Origin of the sequence: Exiguobacterium sp. SH1S21 (genome assembly GCF_004337175.1) — a bacterium.
GTDB lineage: Bacteria > Bacillota > Bacilli > Exiguobacteriales > Exiguobacteriaceae > Exiguobacterium > Exiguobacterium aurantiacum_A.
In genome coordinates this window covers 68,307-86,619 of the sequence record NZ_SJUY01000010.1, presented here as the reverse complement: position 1 = coordinate 86,619, position 18,313 = coordinate 68,307, and the positions used below count along the sequence as shown (strand labels likewise).

Below are 18,313 nucleotides of genomic sequence, written 5' to 3'. Positions count from 1 at the left end.
GGGATTTTGTATTAACGGATGACGAGCTCTGTTTCAGAGTCGAAGAAGTGTGCTTTCGTCATGTCGAGCGCGAGTTCTACGTCGTCACCCATGCGGATGTTCGAGCGGCCGTCGATGCGGGCCGTGAACTGGTGTCCACCGAGCTCGGCGTAAAGGTAAGACTCGGCACCCATGAGTTCAGATACATCGATGTGTGTTTGGAACGTGTGTGTTGTCGGAGAGTCGATGTAGATCGGCTCATCGTGAATTGATTCTGGACGAATCCCGAGGATGAGCTCTTTACCGATGTAACCGCGGTCGCGAAGACCTTTCATCTTGCCTTCAGGCACGTTGATTTCTTCGCCGTTCACGACGAACTTGCCGTCTGCGAGTGTTCCGCGGAAGAAGTTCATCGAAGGCGAACCGATGAAGCCGGCAACGAAGATGTTATCTGGGTTGTCGTATACTTCTTTCGGCGAACCAACTTGTTGGATGATCCCGTCTTTCATGATGACGATACGAGTCGCGAGTGTCATCGCTTCTGTTTGGTCATGGGTAACGTAGATCGTCGTCGTATCGAGACGGTTGTGCAACTGGATGATCTCTTTACGCATTTGTACGCGAAGTTTTGCATCCAAGTTTGAGAGCGGCTCATCCATCAAGAACACTTTTGCATCACGGACGATGGCACGACCGATGGCGACACGTTGGCGCTGACCACCTGAGAGTGCCTTCGGTTTACGTTGGAGGTATTCTTCAAGTCCGAGGATACGAGCCGCATCTTGGACGCGACGGTCGATCTCTTCTTTCGGGAACTTCCGAAGCTTCAAACCGAATGCCATGTTGTCATAGACGCTCATGTGCGGGTAGAGGGCATAGTTTTGGAAGACCATCGCGATGTCGCGGTCTTTCGGCGCCACGTCGTTCATGCGTTTGCCGTCGATGATGAAGTCGCCGCTCGAGATTTCTTCGAGTCCTGCAATCATGCGAAGTGTTGTCGATTTACCGCAACCAGACGGTCCGACGAAAACGATGAACTCCCGGTCTTTAATGTGCAAGTTGAAGTCGCTGACGGCTTTCCCGTCACCACCGTCGTATATTTTATCAATGTGATTCAATTGAATTTCTGCCATTGTCGTTAGCCTCCTGAGAATGTGTTCTTGTATAATAGCGCTTACAAGATTGATTATACGATGAAACCGCTTGCACGAGATATGTACACGTTGCACAAAAACAGTTACTCAGATTTGTGCAACGTGACAATCAGTTGGAGTAAACTCGCATCATAAAACTGACGAGCGTCATATCCTGTCAGTTCATAGAGCCGATCGAGCCGGTAATTGAGCGTGTTCCGATGCATGAACAGCGCTTTCGCCGTATGGGACACGTTCAGCGAGTTTGCGAACAGCGCCTCTAACAATTCGACGCTCGTCTTATCGAGTATCGAATACGCCGCCTCTGTCAATTGGAGACGTGTGGCAAAAGTCTCATGGTCTTGTAGCAAGTAATGGTATAATAATTGACTAGCAGGGTAAGTTTTAGTAGGGAGTTTCGCGAACGGGCGCAACGTCATGTGTTGATGGTAAAGCGTCCCCAACACACCGAGCGGCCGCTCACTAAAGATGACGTGCGCTTCGACGTAGCAGTCGCTCGCGCCGGCACGCAATACGTCCTCGAAATCAGACAAGTCGACGAGTTGGTTCATCTCAATGATTTCAACGTGATGTCGCGTCATGACGACAATCTCCGCTTCTGGCATGAAGTCGTGTAATATCTCTAAAAATTGCTCGAGCGATTCCCTTTCTTGATAGTGGAGCGATAGCGACAACAGACGGAACGGTTGCGCGATCCGATACGAATCGGTGAGCAGGCGGTTTTGCCATTTTTCTTGACGGGGGTCGGCGGTCGTCAAAAACGGTGTCGCCGACCATTCGAGCAGTTGCCGTTCACGCTCGTTCAACTCGCTTTTTGGCAAGCCGAACACGGTCCCGTCATGTGCTTGATACCAAGCATAGTCTCCGGATGCGTCTTCCGACCGATGGACAACGGTCGGGAAAATCGATTTAATACGATCAAACGTAGTCAACACAATCACCTCTTCAACAATGTATCATATTTCAGAACGGGGGCAGGCAGTTTGGATAGTCTACTAAAAATATTCATCATGATCGCCATTGGGGCGACAATCGGGGGAGTGACGAACTTCCTCGCCATCAAAATGTTATTTCGGCCCCACGAGCCAAAGTACATCGGAAAAGTCCGAGTACCGTTCACACCGGGGTTGATTCCGAAACGCCGCGACGAATTGGCGACGAGTCTCGGCAAGACGGTCGTGAAACACTTGTTGACGCCTGAAGGGATGCGCAAGCGCCTGCTCGACGAACAAGTGAGCGGCCACATCACCTATTTCGTCCAAGAGGAAGTCCGGACGATGCTCCGTTCGGACAAGACGATCCGTACACTAGTCGAACCGCTTTATCCGGACGCCGAGTCGCGTGTGTTGACGGAAGCGGACACGAAACTCCGTCAAGAGCTCCGGCTCGTGCTCGCTGACGTCAAGTCACGCAAGCTGTACGAACTGCTCGGTGAGGACGGGATGGACCGTGTCCGTGACGTGATCCCAGAAATCGTCGATGCGATACTCGTCAAATCAGAAGAGTATTTCTATTCGGCGGAAGGAGAGGCTCAGCTGCGGTATATGGTCGACTCGTTCGTCCAACGCCGGCTCGGTTTTATCGCCGGGTTCATTCAAAATATGAACTTCGTCGAGATGATTCGCCCGGAGATTGTCAACATTTTACGTGGCGGGTCGACTCGGTCTGGAATGGCGACGATGATCACGCGCGAGTTCGAACGGTTCAGTGAGCGTACGGTCGACACACTCTTAGATGAGCGATTAGAAGACCGATTGATCGATGGGGTGACGACAGAAGTCATCACCCGTCTCCCGATCGGCGAATTGCTCGACCGGACCGTCTATTCGTATACACGAGACGTCGAGACGCGCATCGTCGACGATCTCGTCCCGAACGGGGTTCAGCTCGTCATCGAGCGGTTCACCAATCAAATGGAGACGGTGATGGACCGTCTGAAAATCGATCAAATTGTGCAAGAGCAAGTCCAATCGCTCGATACGTCGTACCTCGAGGAGATCGTCTTATCGATCTCGAAACGGGAGTTCCGGGCAATAACATGGCTTGGGGCGCTGTTAGGTGGTATGATTGGTTTGATTCAAGGGTTGATTGCCATCGTTTGATCGGCCACGGCCCTAATAGTATTTAGGAGGACGTCACATGTCACAAACAAACTTGTACGATCATGCTAACCAATTGGAAAAAGCACTTCGCGAATCTGAGGAGTTCACAAATCTCTCTTCATTATACGATCGTGTCAATGCGGATGCAGAAGCGAACCAGTTGTTCGCTGACTTCCGTGATATCCAAATGACGCTTCAGCAAAAGCAAATGCAAGGCGAAGAAATCTCAGAACAAGAGATGATGGATGCTCAAACGAAAATGATGAGCGTTCAACAGAACGAATTGATCATGGAGCTCATGCAAGAAGAGCAACGCATGCATCAACTGGTCACAGAAGTGACAAAAATTATCATGAAACCACTTGAAGAGCTATACGCTCCGATGGTTAATGAAAACGAAGTTCAATAACACCTGTGCGGATGGCTTTCGAGCCATCCGTTTTTTTTGTTGACCGACTTGTCAAATTCATTATGATAGCGCTTACATATTATGGTGTATAATAACCTTGTATATCAATTCACAAGAGAGGGTGGGCGTCATGGTCACCTTGTTCATATTAGCGGTCATGATCATCTTTTTCATCGGGGGCTGGTTGCGGGCCGATCTCGTCGCACTCGTCGGGTTAGTCGCGCTCGTATTGACGCAACAACTGTCGCCTGTCGAGGCGATGGCAGGTTTTTCGAATCCGGTCGTCTTGATGATCGCCGGATTATTCATCGTCGGAGCGGGCCTGTTTCATACAGGGCTCGCCGAACGGCTTGGCGCTGGGCTCATTCCTTATGCGAAAGGGAGTGAGGTGCGTCTATTTCTCGTTCTGATGGTCACCGTGACGTTTCTATCGAGTCTCATGTCGAACACGGGGACGGTCGCGCTCTTGATCCCGGTCGTTCTCGCCATGTCGAGACAAACGGGTACGAATCCGGCAAAACTGTTAATGCCGCTCGCGTTCTTTTCAAGCATCGGCGGGACGATGACACTCATCGGCACCCCACCGAACCTTGTCGCCGCAGAGGCGCTCCGCGGTGCCTCAGGCGGGACGCTCGGTTTCTTCTCGCTACTACCGATCGGGTTCGCCGCCGCCGTCGTCGGGCTGCTCTACTTTTATGTCATCGGGAACCGGCTGCTCGATGCGGGCGAGGTTCGTTCGGTCATCGTCGCCCGTCTGCCGATGCCCGAGTTGAACATCTACGCGCTCACGCTCACGAAAGGTCATCCGCTCGTCGGGAAAAGGCTCCGAGATGTGAAGTGGTCACGTGACGGTTTGATCGTCCTCGGCGAAAAGCGAAAAGGGCTCGCGCATCGACTCGTCACGGCCCGAGCCGATACGGTGCTCTATGAGGGACGTGTCCTCGTTAGCGGGGCAGAAGCGGATGTTCGACGTGTCGCCCGTCAAGAAGGGGTGATCGTTGAACCGATGGAGCTGAAAGATGTCTACGGGAAAGAGTCAGGCGTCGCTATTTTCACCGTCCCGTCTGATAGCCCGCTCATCGGTCACTGTCTCTCGGAGAGTCGGTTGCGGAATGACTACCGCTTGAACGTGCTTCAAGTCATCCGCCCGAACGAAGAAATTGCGATGACACGGTTGAAAGATGTCCCGTTAGAGCGAGGCGATATGCTCGTGGCCCAAGGCGAGTGGGGCGATTTAGAAAAAGCGGGTGACGAGACACACTTGTTGCTCGCGAACGAGCGCGTGACCGATGTCGCCAACCGAGCTGTGTCCGAGCGCCATCAACTCGCGGCCGGTCTCATCATGCTCGTCATGATCGTGCTCCTCGTCTTCGAATGGGTCGACCCGACCGTTGCCGTTTGGCTCGCGGCCATCGCGATGGTGCTGACGGGAGCGGTCCGGCATATGGACGTTGCCTACGAGTCGGTCCAATGGTCGTCGCTCCTGTTGATCGCCGCCATGATTCCAGTCGGGACCGCACTCGAAAATGCGGGTGTCATGACCTGGCTCGTCACATGGATCAGTGAGTCGTTCGGACGCGCTGGTCCGGTCTGGGTGCTTGTCGCCATCTTCGTCGCGACGATGGTGCTCAGTCAAATCATCTCCAATACGGCGACGGCCGTCTTGTTCGCACCGCTCGCCTTATCGCTCGCCGCGTCACTCGAAGTCAGTCCGGTGCCGCTCGTCGTCGCCGTCGCGGTTGCGGCATCACTCGCGTTTATGACGCCGTTCGGCTCACCGACGAACGCTATGGTGTTCAGTATCGGCGGCTATCGCTTTTTCGATTTCGTTAAAGTTGGTTTGCCGCTACAATTGATTGTCGCGGTCGTCGCGATTTTTTCGATTTTATTTCTCTTCCCATTCTGAAAGAGGAAATTTTTGTTAGTTGACGAATAAGTTATCAACAATGAACTGATGAGGTGGACAGATGATGTGGAAACGAATCGGCATCTTGTTGGCGGTCGTCTTGCTCGCGGCCTGTTCAGATGCGAGTGAGAAGCCGGAGCCGACGCTAGGGGCGGACGTCAAAATGGCCGAGGCGTATTTAGAAGAGCAAGGTTATGAGGTTGTCTCTTATAAAGGGAATCGAACGTCGAGCTTTGAGAAATCGGATTTGCTTGAGCTGCCGACTCGTAGTACGTGGGAAGTCCAGACGACGCCTCCGGATGAATACATCGGACGCAACATTCGGCAAGAGCATTTTATCGTCCGCAACCATCCGCTCGGTCAGGCGAACGTCTTTGTGATGATGGTGGACGGTGAAATCATCGGCGGTACGTCGTTCCCGGATTCGGCCGAGCCGCTCGTCGGCAGTTCGTATTCGCTAGACGGCAAAACGTCGGAAGAGCTACATCCCGATTATTGGACGTGGCGCGAACAATGGGAGACTAAATATAGCGAATAAACAAGCGCCTCGGGGTTCCCGGGGCGCTTCTGTTATGAGGAAGTGCCTTTTAGTTTTCCAGGAAGTTTGCACCGTTCGAAATAGATGAGTTGCCCTTGGCGGACGATGCGCGCCCCTTTATGGTCGTGACCGGCCTCATGGAGCATCGCTAGCCCTGTCGCTTTTCCGTCTTCGTCGTTCGCTGCCTCGAATGAATCGTTAAGTAAAATCGTGCCGTCATTCTCGAACGCAGTGACTGTGTACATGTTCAAACGGATCCCCCCTTTTCTTCCATTGTACTGAATCACCATTCATTCTTCAAGCGATGGTTTCGTCAGTTCGTCGAACGTGAGCTGACGGGCCGTCTCCGTTCGGGGAATCAAATCGGAGACGGTCATGCCGATCAGACGAACCGGCTCGTTGATTGACATCTCGTCGAACAAGCGTCGGGCAAGCCGTTTGATCTCATCATGGTCATGGGTCGGATGGTTCAGCTTGATTTGGTGACTGCGTGCTTGAAACTCGCTTGTTTTGATTTTGATCGTCACAGTTTGACAACTCAATTCACGGCGGTCGAGCTGCTGCAACACGTCTTCAATCTCAGGCATGACGCGCTCATACACTTCCTCCGGGTCGTCGAGGTCAAAGGCGAACGTCGTCTCCGAACCGATTGACTTGCGTTCACGGGTCGGTACGACGGGACGGCTGTCACGTCCGTGGGCGAGTTCGTATAACTGGACGCCACGATCATGGCCGAGGATGGCCTTCAACTGTTCTGGTCGCGATTGCTGGATGTCGGCAATCGTTTCAAAGCCATGTTTGAAGAGGATTTGAGCAGTCACTTTCCCGACACCGTGCATCGCCGTGATTGACAGCGGGGCGAGGAACGACTCGACTTCGTCCGCGGCGACGATAGTGAGGCCGTTCGGTTTGTCGAACCCGGAGGCGATTTTGGCGACGAACTTGGACGGAGCGACGCCGGCGGAAGCGGTCAGTCCGGTCCGGCGTTTGATCTCACCGAGAATGTAGCGCGCCACGTAAGGCGCCGACGTGCTCATGAGTGAGTTCTCGGTGACGTCGAGGTACGCTTCATCGAGCGATAGCGGCTCGACAAATGGCGTCACGGACTTGAAGATCTCCATCACGTCTTGGCTCACTTGCCGATACGCCTGAAAGCGCGGCTTGACGAATGTCGCTTGCGGGCACAGTGCGAACGCCCGGCGTGACGACATGGCGCTATGCACGCCGTATTTCCTCGCCTCATACGAACAGGTGGCGACCACTCCACGGCTGTGGGGGGCGCCACCGACGACGACGGGCTTATTTCGCAAGTGAGGGCGGTCTCGTTGTTCGACGGATGCATAGAACGCATCCATATCGACATGTATGATTAAACGTTCCATCGGCATCTCCTTTCTGTTTCAATCGACTCCTTTCATTATAGCGAACTTTTGTTCGTTTTTTTACTGTTTTGTTCTCTTCCGCTGTTTTTCCATTTGTTTTTGGTTACGGATTTGATTCGGGAATTGTAACAGAGACCCAATCCAATTTTTTTGTTTTAACCAAGCGTAAACTAAGCCCGTGAAGAGAACGATCATGACCCAAGCGAACAGATAGCCGAGCGGCCATTCGAGTTCTGGCATCTGTTTAAAGTTCATGCCCCAGACGGCACCGAAGGCGACGACCGGTGTCGTCAGCGCCGTGAAGACGGTCAACGCCTTCATGATCTCGTTGCCACGGAAATTTGACAGCGTCGAGGCGAGGTCGGTCAAGGCGATGACATCGCCTTGGTAGTGTTCGATCAACGTCAGCAGTCGGTCGACACGATACTCAGCGAGGCGATAAGATTTCAGTTCATTTAAATCGATATCTAAAAACGCTTCCCGGCCCGCCATCAGCAACTCGCGATATGGGACGACCGTATCCGACCAGCGTTCAATCTCGCTCCGCAGCCCAAATATTTCGTTCATGAATTCAGGCGGAACTTGACCGCTCATTTGACGCTGTGCCATCATCAGACGTTCCTCGTATTCATCGATCCCGTGGAAATAATAATCCATCTTTTCGGCGAGCAGGTCATAGAACGCTTCAATCGGTGTGGCATATTGTTTCGCTGCGACGCTATCGCAATACAGATCATCAAACCCGATCGTCCACAAAAAGTCGCGCGTCACGAAATAGTGACCGATTTTCTGCGGTTCCCGTTCGATCTGCTCATAGTCAAGCGTAAGCGAACCATACATATAGTCCTGCTCAACAATAATTTTTGTCACTTTGGCCGTCGTCATTTGTTCAAGCCAATACGTGTACGCTTCCGTATAGTAGTCATCAATGTGTACGATTTCCTCAGGTCGTGTGTACCAAGTCCAGTTCATCTCGTATTCCCCCAATTTCTCTTTCTCCTCAAGTATTCCCCATTTACCGAGAAAGTTGGCATCTCATGCGAACTTTCGTTAAGATGGAAGTACTGACGAGAAGAGAGGTGCTTTCATTGACGACTAAAATCGGTCAGCTCAAAGTGGGCGACACGTTAAACCAATATGTAATGATCAAACAATCATATCGAGGGCTCGCCGGGAACGGGAAGCCTTATCTGACGCTCGTTTTATGCGATGAGAGCGGCGAAATCGAGACGAAGGTGTGGGATAGCGCCGATACCGAGAAGTACGGGACGAAAAAGATCGTCCACGCCTCAGGAGAAGTCATGGATTATCGGGGCCGGACGCAACTCAAACTGAAGCAGATCTCGATCATCGAAGGGGAGACGGACATCGCCCCTTACGTCCGCTCTGCGCCGATTCCGAGGTCGGAGCTCGAGACGACGATCCGGGCGTATATCGACGCAATCAGTCACGAGGGTATGCGGGAACTCGTGACGACGATTGTCGACCGAAACGAAGAGACGTATTTCACGTATCCGGCGGCGGTGCGTCATCATCATGCGGTCTATTCAGGTCTCGCGTTCCACGTCATGTCGATGCTCAAGCTTGCTGGAACGATGTGTGACTTGTATCCGCAGTTGAACCGTGACTTGCTCGTCTCAGGTGTCGTCTTGCACGATTTGGCGAAAGTCATCGAGCTGTCGGACGCGATTACTCCGGAATATACGCTCGAAGGCAAGCTGCTCGGCCATTTGTCGCTCATGTCGTCCGAAATCGAAGTCGTAGCCCGCGAGCTCGGGACCGACCGCGAAGTCACGACGTTGTTACAACATCTCGTCTTGAGTCATCACGGGAAGCCGGAATGGGGCTCGGCGAACGCGCCGCAACTTCCGGAGGCAGAAATGCTATTCTTCATCGATAACATCGATGCCCGGATGAACATGTTCGATAAGGCGTTCGAAGGTGTTGAGCCAGGAACGTTCACAGAACGGGTCATGGCGCTTGATAACCGGGCGTTTTACAAACCGAAATTATAAGAAAAGGCAGGCATCCCGCGGGACGCCTGCCTGTTGCTTATTGTTCTGTCGACTCTTCAGCCGGTGCTTCTTCTGATGTTCCTTCTTCTTCCGCTTTGAGTGCGTCTTTTACTGCGTCGAACTGTGTTGAGGCTTTCGCGTCTTTCACGTCAACGTTGTATTTTTCGATCAACTCAGCGTAGATTTTGTTGGCGTCGATTGAAGCTGCCTTTTCAGTTGCCACTTCTTCACGGATGCGGTCTTTCTCATCTTCGAGTTTGAGGTCTTTCTCTTTACGGTCAACGACTTTGATGACGTGGAATCCAAATTGTGATTGGATCGGCTCTGAGACTTTACCGACGACATCTTCTTGGAACGCGTATTCCTCGAATTCAGGAACCATAGCGCCGGCTGAGAAGTAACCGAGGTCGCCGCCTTTTTCGCCTGAACCAGTGTCTGTCGATTTTTCTTTCGCAACGTCTGCGAAATCAGCGCCATCGTTGATTTCTTTGATGATGGCTTGCGCTTCTTCTTCAGTCTCGACGAGGATGTGGCTCGCCTTGACTTCAATGTTCTCTTTGGCGAATTGTGCTTCAATTTCTTCGTCCGTCACGTCTACGAGTTCAGACTTTGCAGCATCGACTAGCATCTGGCCGCGGAGTGCCTCTTTGAACTCATCCGTATTTGTCATGCCAGCCTGTTGGATCGCTTGTTCGAACTCTTCTTTCGAATTGAACTGCTCTTCCGTCTTGCTGAACTCTTCGTCGACTTTCTCTTGCTCGACTTTGTCGCCATACTCTTTTTCAAGAAGTGCGTTCATCGTTTCTTGGAAAGCGAGTTGTGGGACCATACGGTCGTAGCTCATGTCCGCGATTTCACCGCGCGTGATTTCGCCACCTTCGAATGAGACAACTGCTGAGTTGTCAGAAGATCCGCCGCTCGTTGCAGCGTACGTACCACCTGCACCGATGAGAAGCGCGATTGCCGATGCGCCGACAAGGGCACCAGTTGAAAACTTTTTGTTTTGTTTGTTTGGTTCATTCGTCATTCCGTTTGACATATATTCCACCCCTAAAAATCTATAAGTTTCTATGTTCGACTATACCACATTTTGTTAATCATGACAGCTGTTCGATTACCTGTGTAGTATCATAGCACAGAAACGTGTCGTATAATGATGAAAGAGAATGTGAAATGATGGGGTGGGAAACGTGTCGCTAGAAGAGAAAGTTAATCAGTTGTCTTTTCAGATGGAGCTGTTGCTCGGACTAGTCGATTGGTCGAGTCGGCCGTTTGAATATGAAGTCATCAAAGCAAACTTGACGAAGGAAGAAGTTGCTGACTTCTATAAACTGCTCGACGAAATCAACAATCAACAAAACGAGCAAAGGCGTTACGGCTTGTCGTCCGTAGAGCCTTTGCTCGTCAGTTTCGTCGGGATGTTGCATCCGTCGTTAGACCCTGGGGTCATCTTGGCGGCGTGCGTCAAGCAAGGGATCGCTCTCGAAATCACAGAGCCCCTTTACGCGCACGTTAAGCTTCTTTAGTCAGCTCGTCATCTTCGGGACGACGTCCGGCCTCTTCAGAAATCATTTTTGATGTTTCAGCGAAGATGTCCATAAAGTTGTCGCCGTACAGGCGGCGGACGATGGCCGTGATGTCCGTCAAGTCCGGGAACTTCCCATATAACTCCTGCAACGGGAGCGAGGCACGGAACACACCGTTCTCTTCAGGGTCGAACGCATGAATCGTTTCGAGCAAGAGTGCTTCGCCTTCAGGCGTCAACTGTACATAAGTATTACGTTTGTCCGTTTCTTTTTTAGAGAACGTGAGGAGACCACGATCTTCTAATTTTTTCGAAAAGTTGAACGCGGTCGATACGTGCATCACGCCATATTTCGCAATCTCAGAGATTGAGGCGCCACCGAGCGCGTGGGCGATCCATAAAATATGATGCTCGTTTATGTTCAAATCGAAAGGCTTGATCCAGTTCTGCCAGTCTTTTTCGACCGTCTTCCACAATGCTTTACTGAGCTGAATGATTTTATGACTATAGAGCATGGCCTCAGGGCCAGAGAATTCTTTTTCATGTTCCATCTCAATTCATCCTTTCCGGATACAAAGTGACTAAAACGACGGACGATGCCTAAAGACCGGTCAGTCGGTCTTCTTCGCTTTCGCTTCGGTCATATCTGACTGTACGTTTGAAAGCTCGTTTAGGTTTCCTTGGATCTGCTCGATTGAAGGCTGAATGTCTTGTTGGTAGCGTTCGACCTCGGCTTTCACTTGATCCGTCAATTCTTTGCCTTGTAACTTACCAGCCGCCACCACTTGTGAAGCATCTTTGGCAACTTTTTGGAATTGTTCTTTCAACGTAGTGATTGTAGACGCCCGATGCTGATTCGATGCGGCATCGTTGGCTGTTCCACGAGCAATCTTTTTCACTGTCGCCACGCCTAAAAACGCTACGACAAAGCCAAAAGCAACCCACTCGCGACGATTGTGACTCGACAATACATTCCCCTCCTCAAGCACGATAATGCTAGAATACATTCTTTTCATATTATTTTACCAAAAAAGAGAGATTAAAAACCTATATCTCAAATAAAATTTTTCAGAACATTCAATTTTGACCGAAAAATCATTTTATTTTAAAATGAGGTCAAAGGAAGGTGACCTCCAGTGGACAAGCAAAAGCGTTGGTTTGATGACATGCTAGACTTGTACAACGCGGCGAAACAACTGGGAGATGACCCTTGGGCACATAAAATAATGGAAGCACTCGAGGCGGGATACGAAGCGTCAGAACAGAACGAACAGACGCGTAAACAAACTTTGCTTGAAAAGCGACTTTTTGAAATCGATACCCGTCTAAATGTATTAAGAAAAGAGTTCGAACAAGCGGAGTCTGTCAAATCTCGTCAGCAACTGTATGAGCAGGCGATCAAATTGCAAATAGAACGGGCACAAATTGAAGAAGAGCGGAAGCGGCACTTCAATTCGATCAACTCGTCATGACACACAAGAAAGCGGACCAGGCTCTCGGAGGAGTCTGGTCCGCTTGTTTCGTTCAAACACGTTGTTTGATTTGAGCCGCGAGCGTGTTCATTTCTTCTGGCGTGTACGCATCGTTATGGGTTTCCCATTTCGCGTCGAAGCCGTCTTCGTGGCCGTAGCGCGGGAGCAAGTGAATATGGAAATGGTACACCGTCTGACCGGCGATTTGTTCGGCGTTCGAGAGGACGTTCATCCCGATCGCGCCCGTTTCGCGTTGAATCGCGCTCGCGATTCCCGGGACTGCTTTAAAGACGTCACTTGCGACGTCGCTCGGTAGTTCGTAAATGTTTTTGGCATGATGTTTCGGGATGACGAGGGTGTGGCCTTTCGTCACTTGGGAAATGTCGAGAAAAGCGACGACGTCATCATCTTCGTACACCTTGTAAGAAGGGATGTCGTTGTTGACGATTTTACAAAAGATACAATTGGCATCGGTATGCATCGTATTTCCTCCATTCATGAAATGACTGATCGATTTCATCATAACACGGAAGTTCAGGCGAAAGGATGATTGTCCTCGTTCTCACGTCATCCTACAATAGAAGGACAAGAGAAAGTGATAGGAGTGGAGAGAATGGCTTATGAACGATCGAAGAAGACGACAAGGCAGCGCAAGATTCGCCTCGTCATCGTCCTAGCCGTTTTGCTCGTCTTAGCGACGGGTGCAATCTATATATGGGGCTATAAGCCGGCGGAGGCGAACGCGCAAATCCACGTTCGATTTAAAGAGGCTCTGTTGACGGAAGACGTCGCTTTCTTTGAGCAGACGGTTGAATATGAGACTGAGCCGCTTACGCGTGCCGAGGCACTCCGGTTCATGCGTTGGCTGAACGAAGAGAAGTCGATTCGAGGTGAGGCGATCTCTGAGGTGGCGGCGGACCGCGCCGATGAACGTCAAGGTATGGAGTCAGTCGGGTTGTTCCGCTTGCTTGATACGGGAGACGGCCGGTTCGGCTTTGCGGATTATCGGATTGAGCTGTTGCCGCAAACGTTCGTTGCGACGTCAGACGTGCCATTGACGAACATATGGGTCGATGGGACGCAAGTAGGCCGGATTGATGCGGCGGGCGACAGCTTGACGGTCGAGCGGATGCCAGGCCGGTACGACGTCAAAGCCGTCGCGGTCGTGAACGGGGAGACCGTCACGCGAACGGAGACGGTGACGCTCGTTCGGGAGGAACAGCTCGCTTTCGCGCTACAGCCCGAAGCGAACGAGACGATTGCCGGTCAGTTCGATATCGAGCGGGTCGAGCTGATCGAGATTGAAGTCGAGGCGAGGACCGGGCATTCGCTTGACACGATTGAGTCGGTTATGAACAAGCGGGAGAAAACGGTCGTCGAACAGCTCGGTGAACCGCTTGAACGGGACGGCGACGTGTGGCGGTATGACGGCATGGACGTGACATTTGTTAAAAAGAAAGTGAACCAAATTGACATCGATTTGGACAAACGGACGGACGATATGGTCGCCCTCCTCGGTGAACCGAATGAACGAATCGAGACAGAGCTTGGGATCGAGTGGCGTTACGATCGCTCGCTGTTCGAATCGATTTTCACGTTGCTCGGTTTAGAAACGGATAAACGCTTCATCGAACGCGACGGGGCGATGTATTTACTGTTAAGTTGAACGGAAAAACGGGACCCTCGTGTCGAGGGTCCCGTTTTTGTAGCACTTGATTAGCGCTTTTTGTTCATTGATTTCATAACGAACGATACGATCAAGATCAAGATAATCGCACCAAGAAGTGCTGGAATAATCGCGATGTCAGCGATGATTGGTCCGAAATCAGGGAAGATCAATCCACCAAGCCAAGCACCAATGATACCAGCGATGATGTTACCGATAACGCCACCTGGTACGTCTTTACCTAAAATAAGACCTGCTAACCAACCGATGATACCTCCGACGATCAAATAAAGAATAAAACCCATGCAAACATTCTCCTCTCTGTTTTGTCCATTGTTCTCAATAACAATTTTATGGAACAATGGAAGTGATGAATAAGTTTTTAAAATGCCTTACAGTAGAGAATATTCCCATGGGACAATTTTTAAAACATATATCACAAAAAAAAGTTGAAAATAAGGGGTGGAGTTTTCATGTTACACGTCGAACACTTGAACGGCGGTTATATAGGTAAACAAGTGCTACATGATGTTTCGTTTGAAGTAAAAAAAGGTGAGCTCGTTGGGCTGATAGGGCTAAACGGTGCCGGGAAATCGACGACGATCAAACATATTTTAGGATTGCTTGAACCGATTTCGGGATCAGTCGAAGTCGACGGAGAAACTTTGCAATCGTCCGAAAAAAATTATCGCAAGAAAATAAGTTATATTCCTGAGACACCGATTTTGTATGACACGTTGACGTTACGTGAACATTTGTTGTTGATGGGGAAAGCGTACGAGATCGATAGCCGTGACCTCGAGATGCGGACGGAACGATTGGCCCGCGACATGCGCATGGAGAAACAGTTGGACTGGTTCCCATCCGTCTTCTCGAAAGGGATGCGCCAAAAAGCAATGATCCTGAGCGCGCTCGTGACGAAGACGCCGCTCTTGATCGTCGACGAACCGTTCGTCGGTCTCGATCCGCTGGCAATACGTCAACTGCTCCGCCTGTTTGATGAGTATAAACAAGAGTGTGCGATTCTCATGTCGACGCACATCCTCGAGACGGCGGAACGTCACTGTGACCGGTTCGTGTTTCTCCATCAAGGAGTCGTGATCGCGACCGGTACGGCAGCGCAGTTGCGTGAAAAATATGCGCTCCGTCCTGACGCGACGCTCGATGACATTTATGTCGAGGCGATCGAGGCCGAGGAGCGGGCAAAATGAGGGTGTTTAACGCTCGGTTCAGTAGTTGGATGGAAGAAGTCGTGAAGTATAGCCGCTATGTGGCGAACGGGGGTCTCTTGTTCACGCTCTACTTCACGCTCATTTACGGAGGGTTCGTCTACAATCAATTTTTAAACGAACTCGACCCGGCGTTTCCGAGCGAATGGGTCGTCGCGCTCGTGTTCTTGCTCTTGCCACTCGGGCATCGGCCGCGGACGTTGCTTCAAGAAGCGGATCAAGTGTTTTTGTTGCCAGAGCTCGGTGATATCCGTTCGTATATGAACGGGATCCGTCTGTTCAACGTCGTGTTCGCGAGCGTTCGGGCGCTCGTCGCCATGCTCGTCGTCTTGCCGCTCATCGTCCGGACGCAAGCGCTCACGCCGGCAGAAGTAGGCGCCATCGTCGCAGCGAGCGTGTTGCTTTCGGCAGCGGGTCGACTCGCAAAGCTCGAACTGGTCTCAAACGTGGTGCTCTTCAGTGCGCTCGCGAGTGGAGTCATCATGATTTTCGGTGTCCCGTTATTGACGCCGGTGCCGGCGCTTGTCGCGCTTGTCTTGCTTCATCTAAGACGACACGACCGCATCCCGCTCCTTGATTGGCTCACGCTCGAGCAGAAGAGCAAGGCGCAGTTCGACCGTGTCATCAGTTGGTTCGTCGACTTGCCGGCGATGCGGGAAGAAGTGAAGGAGAGAAGTGTCATCGTGCGAGCGCTCGAGCGTTCGGTGCTCAGACGCGCGGATGCCGCGCGTTATGTCTATGGCTTACGCGTCATCCGTTCGAAAGACTCGCTCGACCTCGTGTTCCGCCTTTCTGTCGTGGCGTTCATCGTCATGTGGTTGTCGGGTGGCTGGTATGTCGGCTTGGTCGTCCCGCTGTTCGTCGGTTTGACCGCACTCCAACTCGTGCCGCTCTTCAAACGACTCGATACGATGTCGATCGCTTCATGGTTGCCAATCACGCGTCTTGAACGGTTGGCGGGTTACAAATGGTGGATGAACCGCTTACTGATTGGTCAGTTGGTCGTCCTGACGCTCGGGTCGGTCGCTTTCGGTGCTAGAGTTGACGCGGTCGCGGGAGTCGTGCTCGGCTATCTCGTCATCCGTTACTATTTAGGGCGGTTGAAATGAATAAGGGACACCCTTCCGCGTGGAGGGTGTCCCTTTGAACTGCTGTTATTTTTTTGGTGACATGACCGACACGCTCGAGCCGAGAATCTTCGGCAGACGAGCCGGAGTGTCAGTTTCCGAATCGATTTCACCGTACGCCGATACACCGTGCTCGGCGATATCGAGTCCGACGTCTTCTTGCTCCTCAGTGACACGGAGACCGATCGTCACGTCGAGCAGTTTTAAGAAGGCGTAGCTTCCGCCTCCGGCGATGACCATTGCAATCAAGACACCAAGCGCTTGGACGCCGAGTTGTGACAAGCCGCCACCATAGAAGAGGCCGGCCGAACCGATGCCGGTGATCTCGACGAGACGCGGTGATGCGAAGAACCCGAGTGCGAGTGTTCCAATGATGCCAGCGACACCGTGGACCGAGAAGGCACAGAGTGGGTCATCGATATATTTCGCCATGAGGATGCTCGTGCCGTATGTTGCGATGGAAGCGAGGGCGCCGATGACGACAGCGGCCCATGGTTCGACAAAGGCACATGCAGCAGTGATGGCGACGAGCGCCCCGAGGACACCGTTGACGACTGAAGGGATATCAGCCGTCTTCTTGTGGATCATGACAATTGCGAGCGCGCCGAGCGCACCGGCAGCCGTAGCGAGCATCGTCGTAAGTGCGACATAACCGAAGAATCCGTCAGCGACCGACATCGTCGATCCCGCGTTGAATCCGAACCAACAGAGCCAAAGGACGAGTCCGCCGACGACCGTCAAGACGTGGTTATGACCGGCGAGTGATTCTGTTTTCCGTCGTGGTTTCAAGATGATCGTCGCCATAAGGGCGGCCATCCCACCTTGAAGATGGACGACAGCTGAGCCTGCGAAGTCTTGCATCCCCATTGAGCCGAGGAGTCCACCCGCCCAAACCGAGCGAGCGACGATCGGATAGAGAACGGCGACGAAGAAGATACCGAATAAGACGTAAGCCGACAGTTTAGCCCGTTCCGCAAATCCGCCCCAAGCGATTGCGAGCGCAACGGCGACGAATGACAATTGGAACAAGAATTTAATGTCGAGCGAGACGTTGGCCCAGTCGAGGCTCGTGAACGATCCGTTCAAAAAGAATCCTTCAGTCCCGAACCAGCGGGTACCATCCCCGAATGAGAGGCCGAACCCGACGGCCCAAAAGGCGAGTGCCGCCACAGAGAGGCTGATGATTTGTTTGACAGCGACATGCCCGGCGTTTTTAGCTCGGAGCGTCCCGGTCTCGAGTAAGCCGAAACCAAGTTGCATCGTCAAGACGAGCAGTGCAGCGATGAGTACGAACAGCGTGTCCATATAATACATAATTTCTTCCATGTTGCGATTCCTCCTTTTAGCAAGTGTGATTTCAAAAGTTGGTTTCAGTTTAAGACGAAATGAACGGGGTGGATTGCAATTTGTCAGATTATCTGACATAGTTTTTTTGAGAAGGGAGATGGCGGACGATGGACTATAAGTCGAAGAAAGTGATTGGAATGGGCGTTATTACCGAACTGACCGGGCTTTCTGAACGACAAGTGCGCTATTATGAGGCGAAAGGACTCGTCTTCCCGGAGCGGACAAAGGGAGGCTCGCGTAAATATTCTTTCCATGACGTCGAGCGGTTGATCGACGTGGCGTCAAAGCTTGAGGACGGATGGCGGATTCAAGACATTAAAGAGCGCGAAAAACGTCTATCGACGAGACAGCGTGATGAATTGATCCGGGGTCAGCTCAATTCGGCGTTCCGCACGTATCCGACAAAGAAATGACACAATGAAAACACAATGAAAATGCTTCACATTAGCATTATTCTAATTA

22 protein-coding genes are annotated in these 18,313 nt (G+C 51.7%); 11 read left to right on the top strand and 11 right to left on the bottom strand.

Features of this window, described 5'->3' with window-relative positions:
- Positions 1 to 11: 11 nt before the first annotated feature.
- Positions 12 to 1,112, bottom strand: a complete 1,101-nt coding sequence (locus EVJ24_RS13145) for an ABC transporter ATP-binding protein (protein ID WP_070327880.1) — start codon at positions 1,110 to 1,112, stop codon at positions 12 to 14.
- 104 nt (positions 1,113 to 1,216) lie between these two features.
- Positions 1,217 to 2,068 carry a PucR family transcriptional regulator gene (locus EVJ24_RS13140; protein WP_071399207.1) on the bottom strand — a complete coding sequence of 284 codons (852 nt, stop codon included), beginning with the start codon at positions 2,066 to 2,068 and terminating at the stop codon, positions 1,217 to 1,219.
- A gap of 75 nt (positions 2,069 to 2,143) precedes the next feature.
- On the opposite strand from EVJ24_RS13140, the gene EVJ24_RS13135 reads away from it, so the two are divergent.
- The 4 genes from EVJ24_RS13135 (at position 2,144) to EVJ24_RS13120 (ending at position 6,088) form a co-directional block, all read left to right on the top strand.
- On the top strand, positions 2,144 to 3,235 hold the full coding sequence (locus EVJ24_RS13135; protein WP_131441622.1) for a DUF445 domain-containing protein: 1,092 nt from the start codon (positions 2,144 to 2,146) through the stop codon (positions 3,233 to 3,235).
- Between the two features lie 37 nt (positions 3,236 to 3,272).
- On the top strand, positions 3,273 to 3,644 hold the full coding sequence (locus EVJ24_RS13130; RefSeq protein WP_016510204.1) for a YlbF family regulator: 372 nt from the start codon (positions 3,273 to 3,275) through the stop codon (positions 3,642 to 3,644).
- A gap of 130 nt (positions 3,645 to 3,774) precedes the next feature.
- Positions 3,775 to 5,550 carry an SLC13 family permease gene (locus EVJ24_RS13125; protein ID WP_236637663.1) on the top strand — a complete coding sequence of 592 codons (1,776 nt, stop codon included), beginning with the start codon at positions 3,775 to 3,777 and terminating at the stop codon, positions 5,548 to 5,550.
- 61 nt (positions 5,551 to 5,611) lie between these two features.
- Positions 5,612 to 6,088, top strand: a complete 477-nt coding sequence (locus EVJ24_RS13120) for a hypothetical protein (protein ID WP_131441609.1) — start codon at positions 5,612 to 5,614, stop codon at positions 6,086 to 6,088.
- A gap of 32 nt (positions 6,089 to 6,120) precedes the next feature.
- Here the strand turns inward: EVJ24_RS13120 and EVJ24_RS13115 are convergent, their stop codons facing one another.
- From EVJ24_RS13115 to EVJ24_RS13105, 3 genes are read right to left on the bottom strand one after another with little or no spacing between them, the layout of a single operon-like run.
- Entirely contained in the window at positions 6,121 to 6,333 is a 213-nt protein-coding gene (locus EVJ24_RS13115; RefSeq protein WP_236637667.1) for a YhzD family protein, read from the bottom strand.
- 45 nt (positions 6,334 to 6,378) lie between these two features.
- Positions 6,379 to 7,470: a DNA polymerase IV gene (gene dinB / locus EVJ24_RS13110; RefSeq protein WP_236637662.1), complete on the bottom strand. Its 1,092-nt coding sequence runs from the start codon at positions 7,468 to 7,470 to the stop codon at positions 6,379 to 6,381.
- 60 nt (positions 7,471 to 7,530) lie between these two features.
- Positions 7,531 to 8,442, bottom strand: a complete 912-nt coding sequence (locus EVJ24_RS13105) for a magnesium transporter CorA family protein (RefSeq protein WP_131441606.1) — start codon at positions 8,440 to 8,442, stop codon at positions 7,531 to 7,533.
- An 83-nt stretch (positions 8,443 to 8,525) separates the two neighbouring features.
- Here EVJ24_RS13105 and EVJ24_RS13100 point away from each other — a divergent pair, with 83 nt between their 5' ends.
- Positions 8,526 to 9,485 carry an HD domain-containing protein gene (locus EVJ24_RS13100; protein ID WP_071399212.1) on the top strand — a complete coding sequence of 320 codons (960 nt, stop codon included), beginning with the start codon at positions 8,526 to 8,528 and terminating at the stop codon, positions 9,483 to 9,485.
- A 37-nt stretch (positions 9,486 to 9,522) separates the two neighbouring features.
- Here EVJ24_RS13100 and EVJ24_RS13095 read toward each other — a convergent pair whose 3' ends face one another.
- Entirely contained in the window at positions 9,523 to 10,524 is a 1,002-nt protein-coding gene (locus tag EVJ24_RS13095; RefSeq protein ID WP_131441605.1) for a peptidylprolyl isomerase, read from the bottom strand.
- Positions 10,525 to 10,666: 142 nt separating this feature from the next.
- Here EVJ24_RS13095 and EVJ24_RS13090 point away from each other — a divergent pair, with 142 nt between their 5' ends.
- Entirely contained in the window at positions 10,667 to 11,011 is a 345-nt protein-coding gene (locus EVJ24_RS13090; RefSeq protein WP_083274001.1) for a DUF1878 family protein, read from the top strand.
- On the opposite strand, the gene EVJ24_RS13085 is transcribed toward EVJ24_RS13090, so the two are convergent.
- Complete coding sequence (locus tag EVJ24_RS13085; protein WP_070327870.1) at positions 10,998 to 11,561, bottom strand: HTH-type transcriptional regulator Hpr; 564 nt, start codon at positions 11,559 to 11,561, stop codon at positions 10,998 to 11,000. The two genes, EVJ24_RS13090 and EVJ24_RS13085, sit on opposite strands and share 14 nt — an antisense overlap.
- 60 nt (positions 11,562 to 11,621) lie before the next feature.
- Positions 11,622 to 11,978, bottom strand: a complete 357-nt coding sequence (locus EVJ24_RS13080; RefSeq protein ID WP_233589624.1) for a hypothetical protein — start codon at positions 11,976 to 11,978, stop codon at positions 11,622 to 11,624.
- Between the two features lie 168 nt (positions 11,979 to 12,146).
- Here EVJ24_RS13080 and EVJ24_RS13075 point away from each other — a divergent pair, with 168 nt between their 5' ends.
- Positions 12,147 to 12,482, top strand: coding sequence for a hypothetical protein (locus tag EVJ24_RS13075; protein WP_070327869.1), 336 nt, complete (start codon positions 12,147 to 12,149; stop codon positions 12,480 to 12,482).
- Positions 12,483 to 12,534: 52 nt separating this feature from the next.
- Here the strand turns inward: EVJ24_RS13075 and EVJ24_RS13070 are convergent, their stop codons facing one another.
- Entirely contained in the window at positions 12,535 to 12,963 is a 429-nt protein-coding gene (locus tag EVJ24_RS13070; protein WP_131441620.1) for an HIT family protein, read from the bottom strand.
- A 132-nt stretch (positions 12,964 to 13,095) separates the two neighbouring features.
- Here EVJ24_RS13070 and EVJ24_RS13065 point away from each other — a divergent pair, with 132 nt between their 5' ends.
- Positions 13,096 to 14,148: a hypothetical protein gene (locus EVJ24_RS13065; RefSeq protein WP_131441604.1), complete on the top strand. Its 1,053-nt coding sequence runs from the start codon at positions 13,096 to 13,098 to the stop codon at positions 14,146 to 14,148.
- A 50-nt stretch (positions 14,149 to 14,198) separates the two neighbouring features.
- Here EVJ24_RS13065 and EVJ24_RS13060 read toward each other — a convergent pair whose 3' ends face one another.
- Positions 14,199 to 14,453: a GlsB/YeaQ/YmgE family stress response membrane protein gene (locus EVJ24_RS13060; RefSeq protein WP_070327866.1), complete on the bottom strand. Its 255-nt coding sequence runs from the start codon at positions 14,451 to 14,453 to the stop codon at positions 14,199 to 14,201.
- A gap of 168 nt (positions 14,454 to 14,621) precedes the next feature.
- Here EVJ24_RS13060 and EVJ24_RS13055 point away from each other — a divergent pair, with 168 nt between their 5' ends.
- Together EVJ24_RS13055 and EVJ24_RS13050 are read left to right on the top strand one after the other, a co-directional pair.
- Complete coding sequence (locus EVJ24_RS13055; RefSeq protein WP_131441603.1) at positions 14,622 to 15,359, top strand: ABC transporter ATP-binding protein; 738 nt, start codon at positions 14,622 to 14,624, stop codon at positions 15,357 to 15,359.
- Positions 15,356 to 16,486, top strand: a complete 1,131-nt coding sequence (locus EVJ24_RS13050) for an ABC transporter permease (protein ID WP_131441602.1) — start codon at positions 15,356 to 15,358, stop codon at positions 16,484 to 16,486. Before EVJ24_RS13055 ends, EVJ24_RS13050 begins: the two co-directional genes overlap by 4 nt.
- Before the next feature lie 45 nt (positions 16,487 to 16,531).
- Here the strand turns inward: EVJ24_RS13050 and EVJ24_RS13045 are convergent, their stop codons facing one another.
- Complete coding sequence (locus EVJ24_RS13045) at positions 16,532 to 17,830, bottom strand: ammonium transporter (protein WP_131441601.1); 1,299 nt, start codon at positions 17,828 to 17,830, stop codon at positions 16,532 to 16,534.
- A gap of 128 nt (positions 17,831 to 17,958) precedes the next feature.
- On the opposite strand from EVJ24_RS13045, the gene EVJ24_RS13040 reads away from it, so the two are divergent.
- Positions 17,959 to 18,264, top strand: coding sequence for a MerR family transcriptional regulator (locus EVJ24_RS13040; protein WP_071399222.1), 306 nt, complete (start codon positions 17,959 to 17,961; stop codon positions 18,262 to 18,264).
- The last annotated feature ends 49 nt before the right edge of the window (positions 18,265 to 18,313 follow it).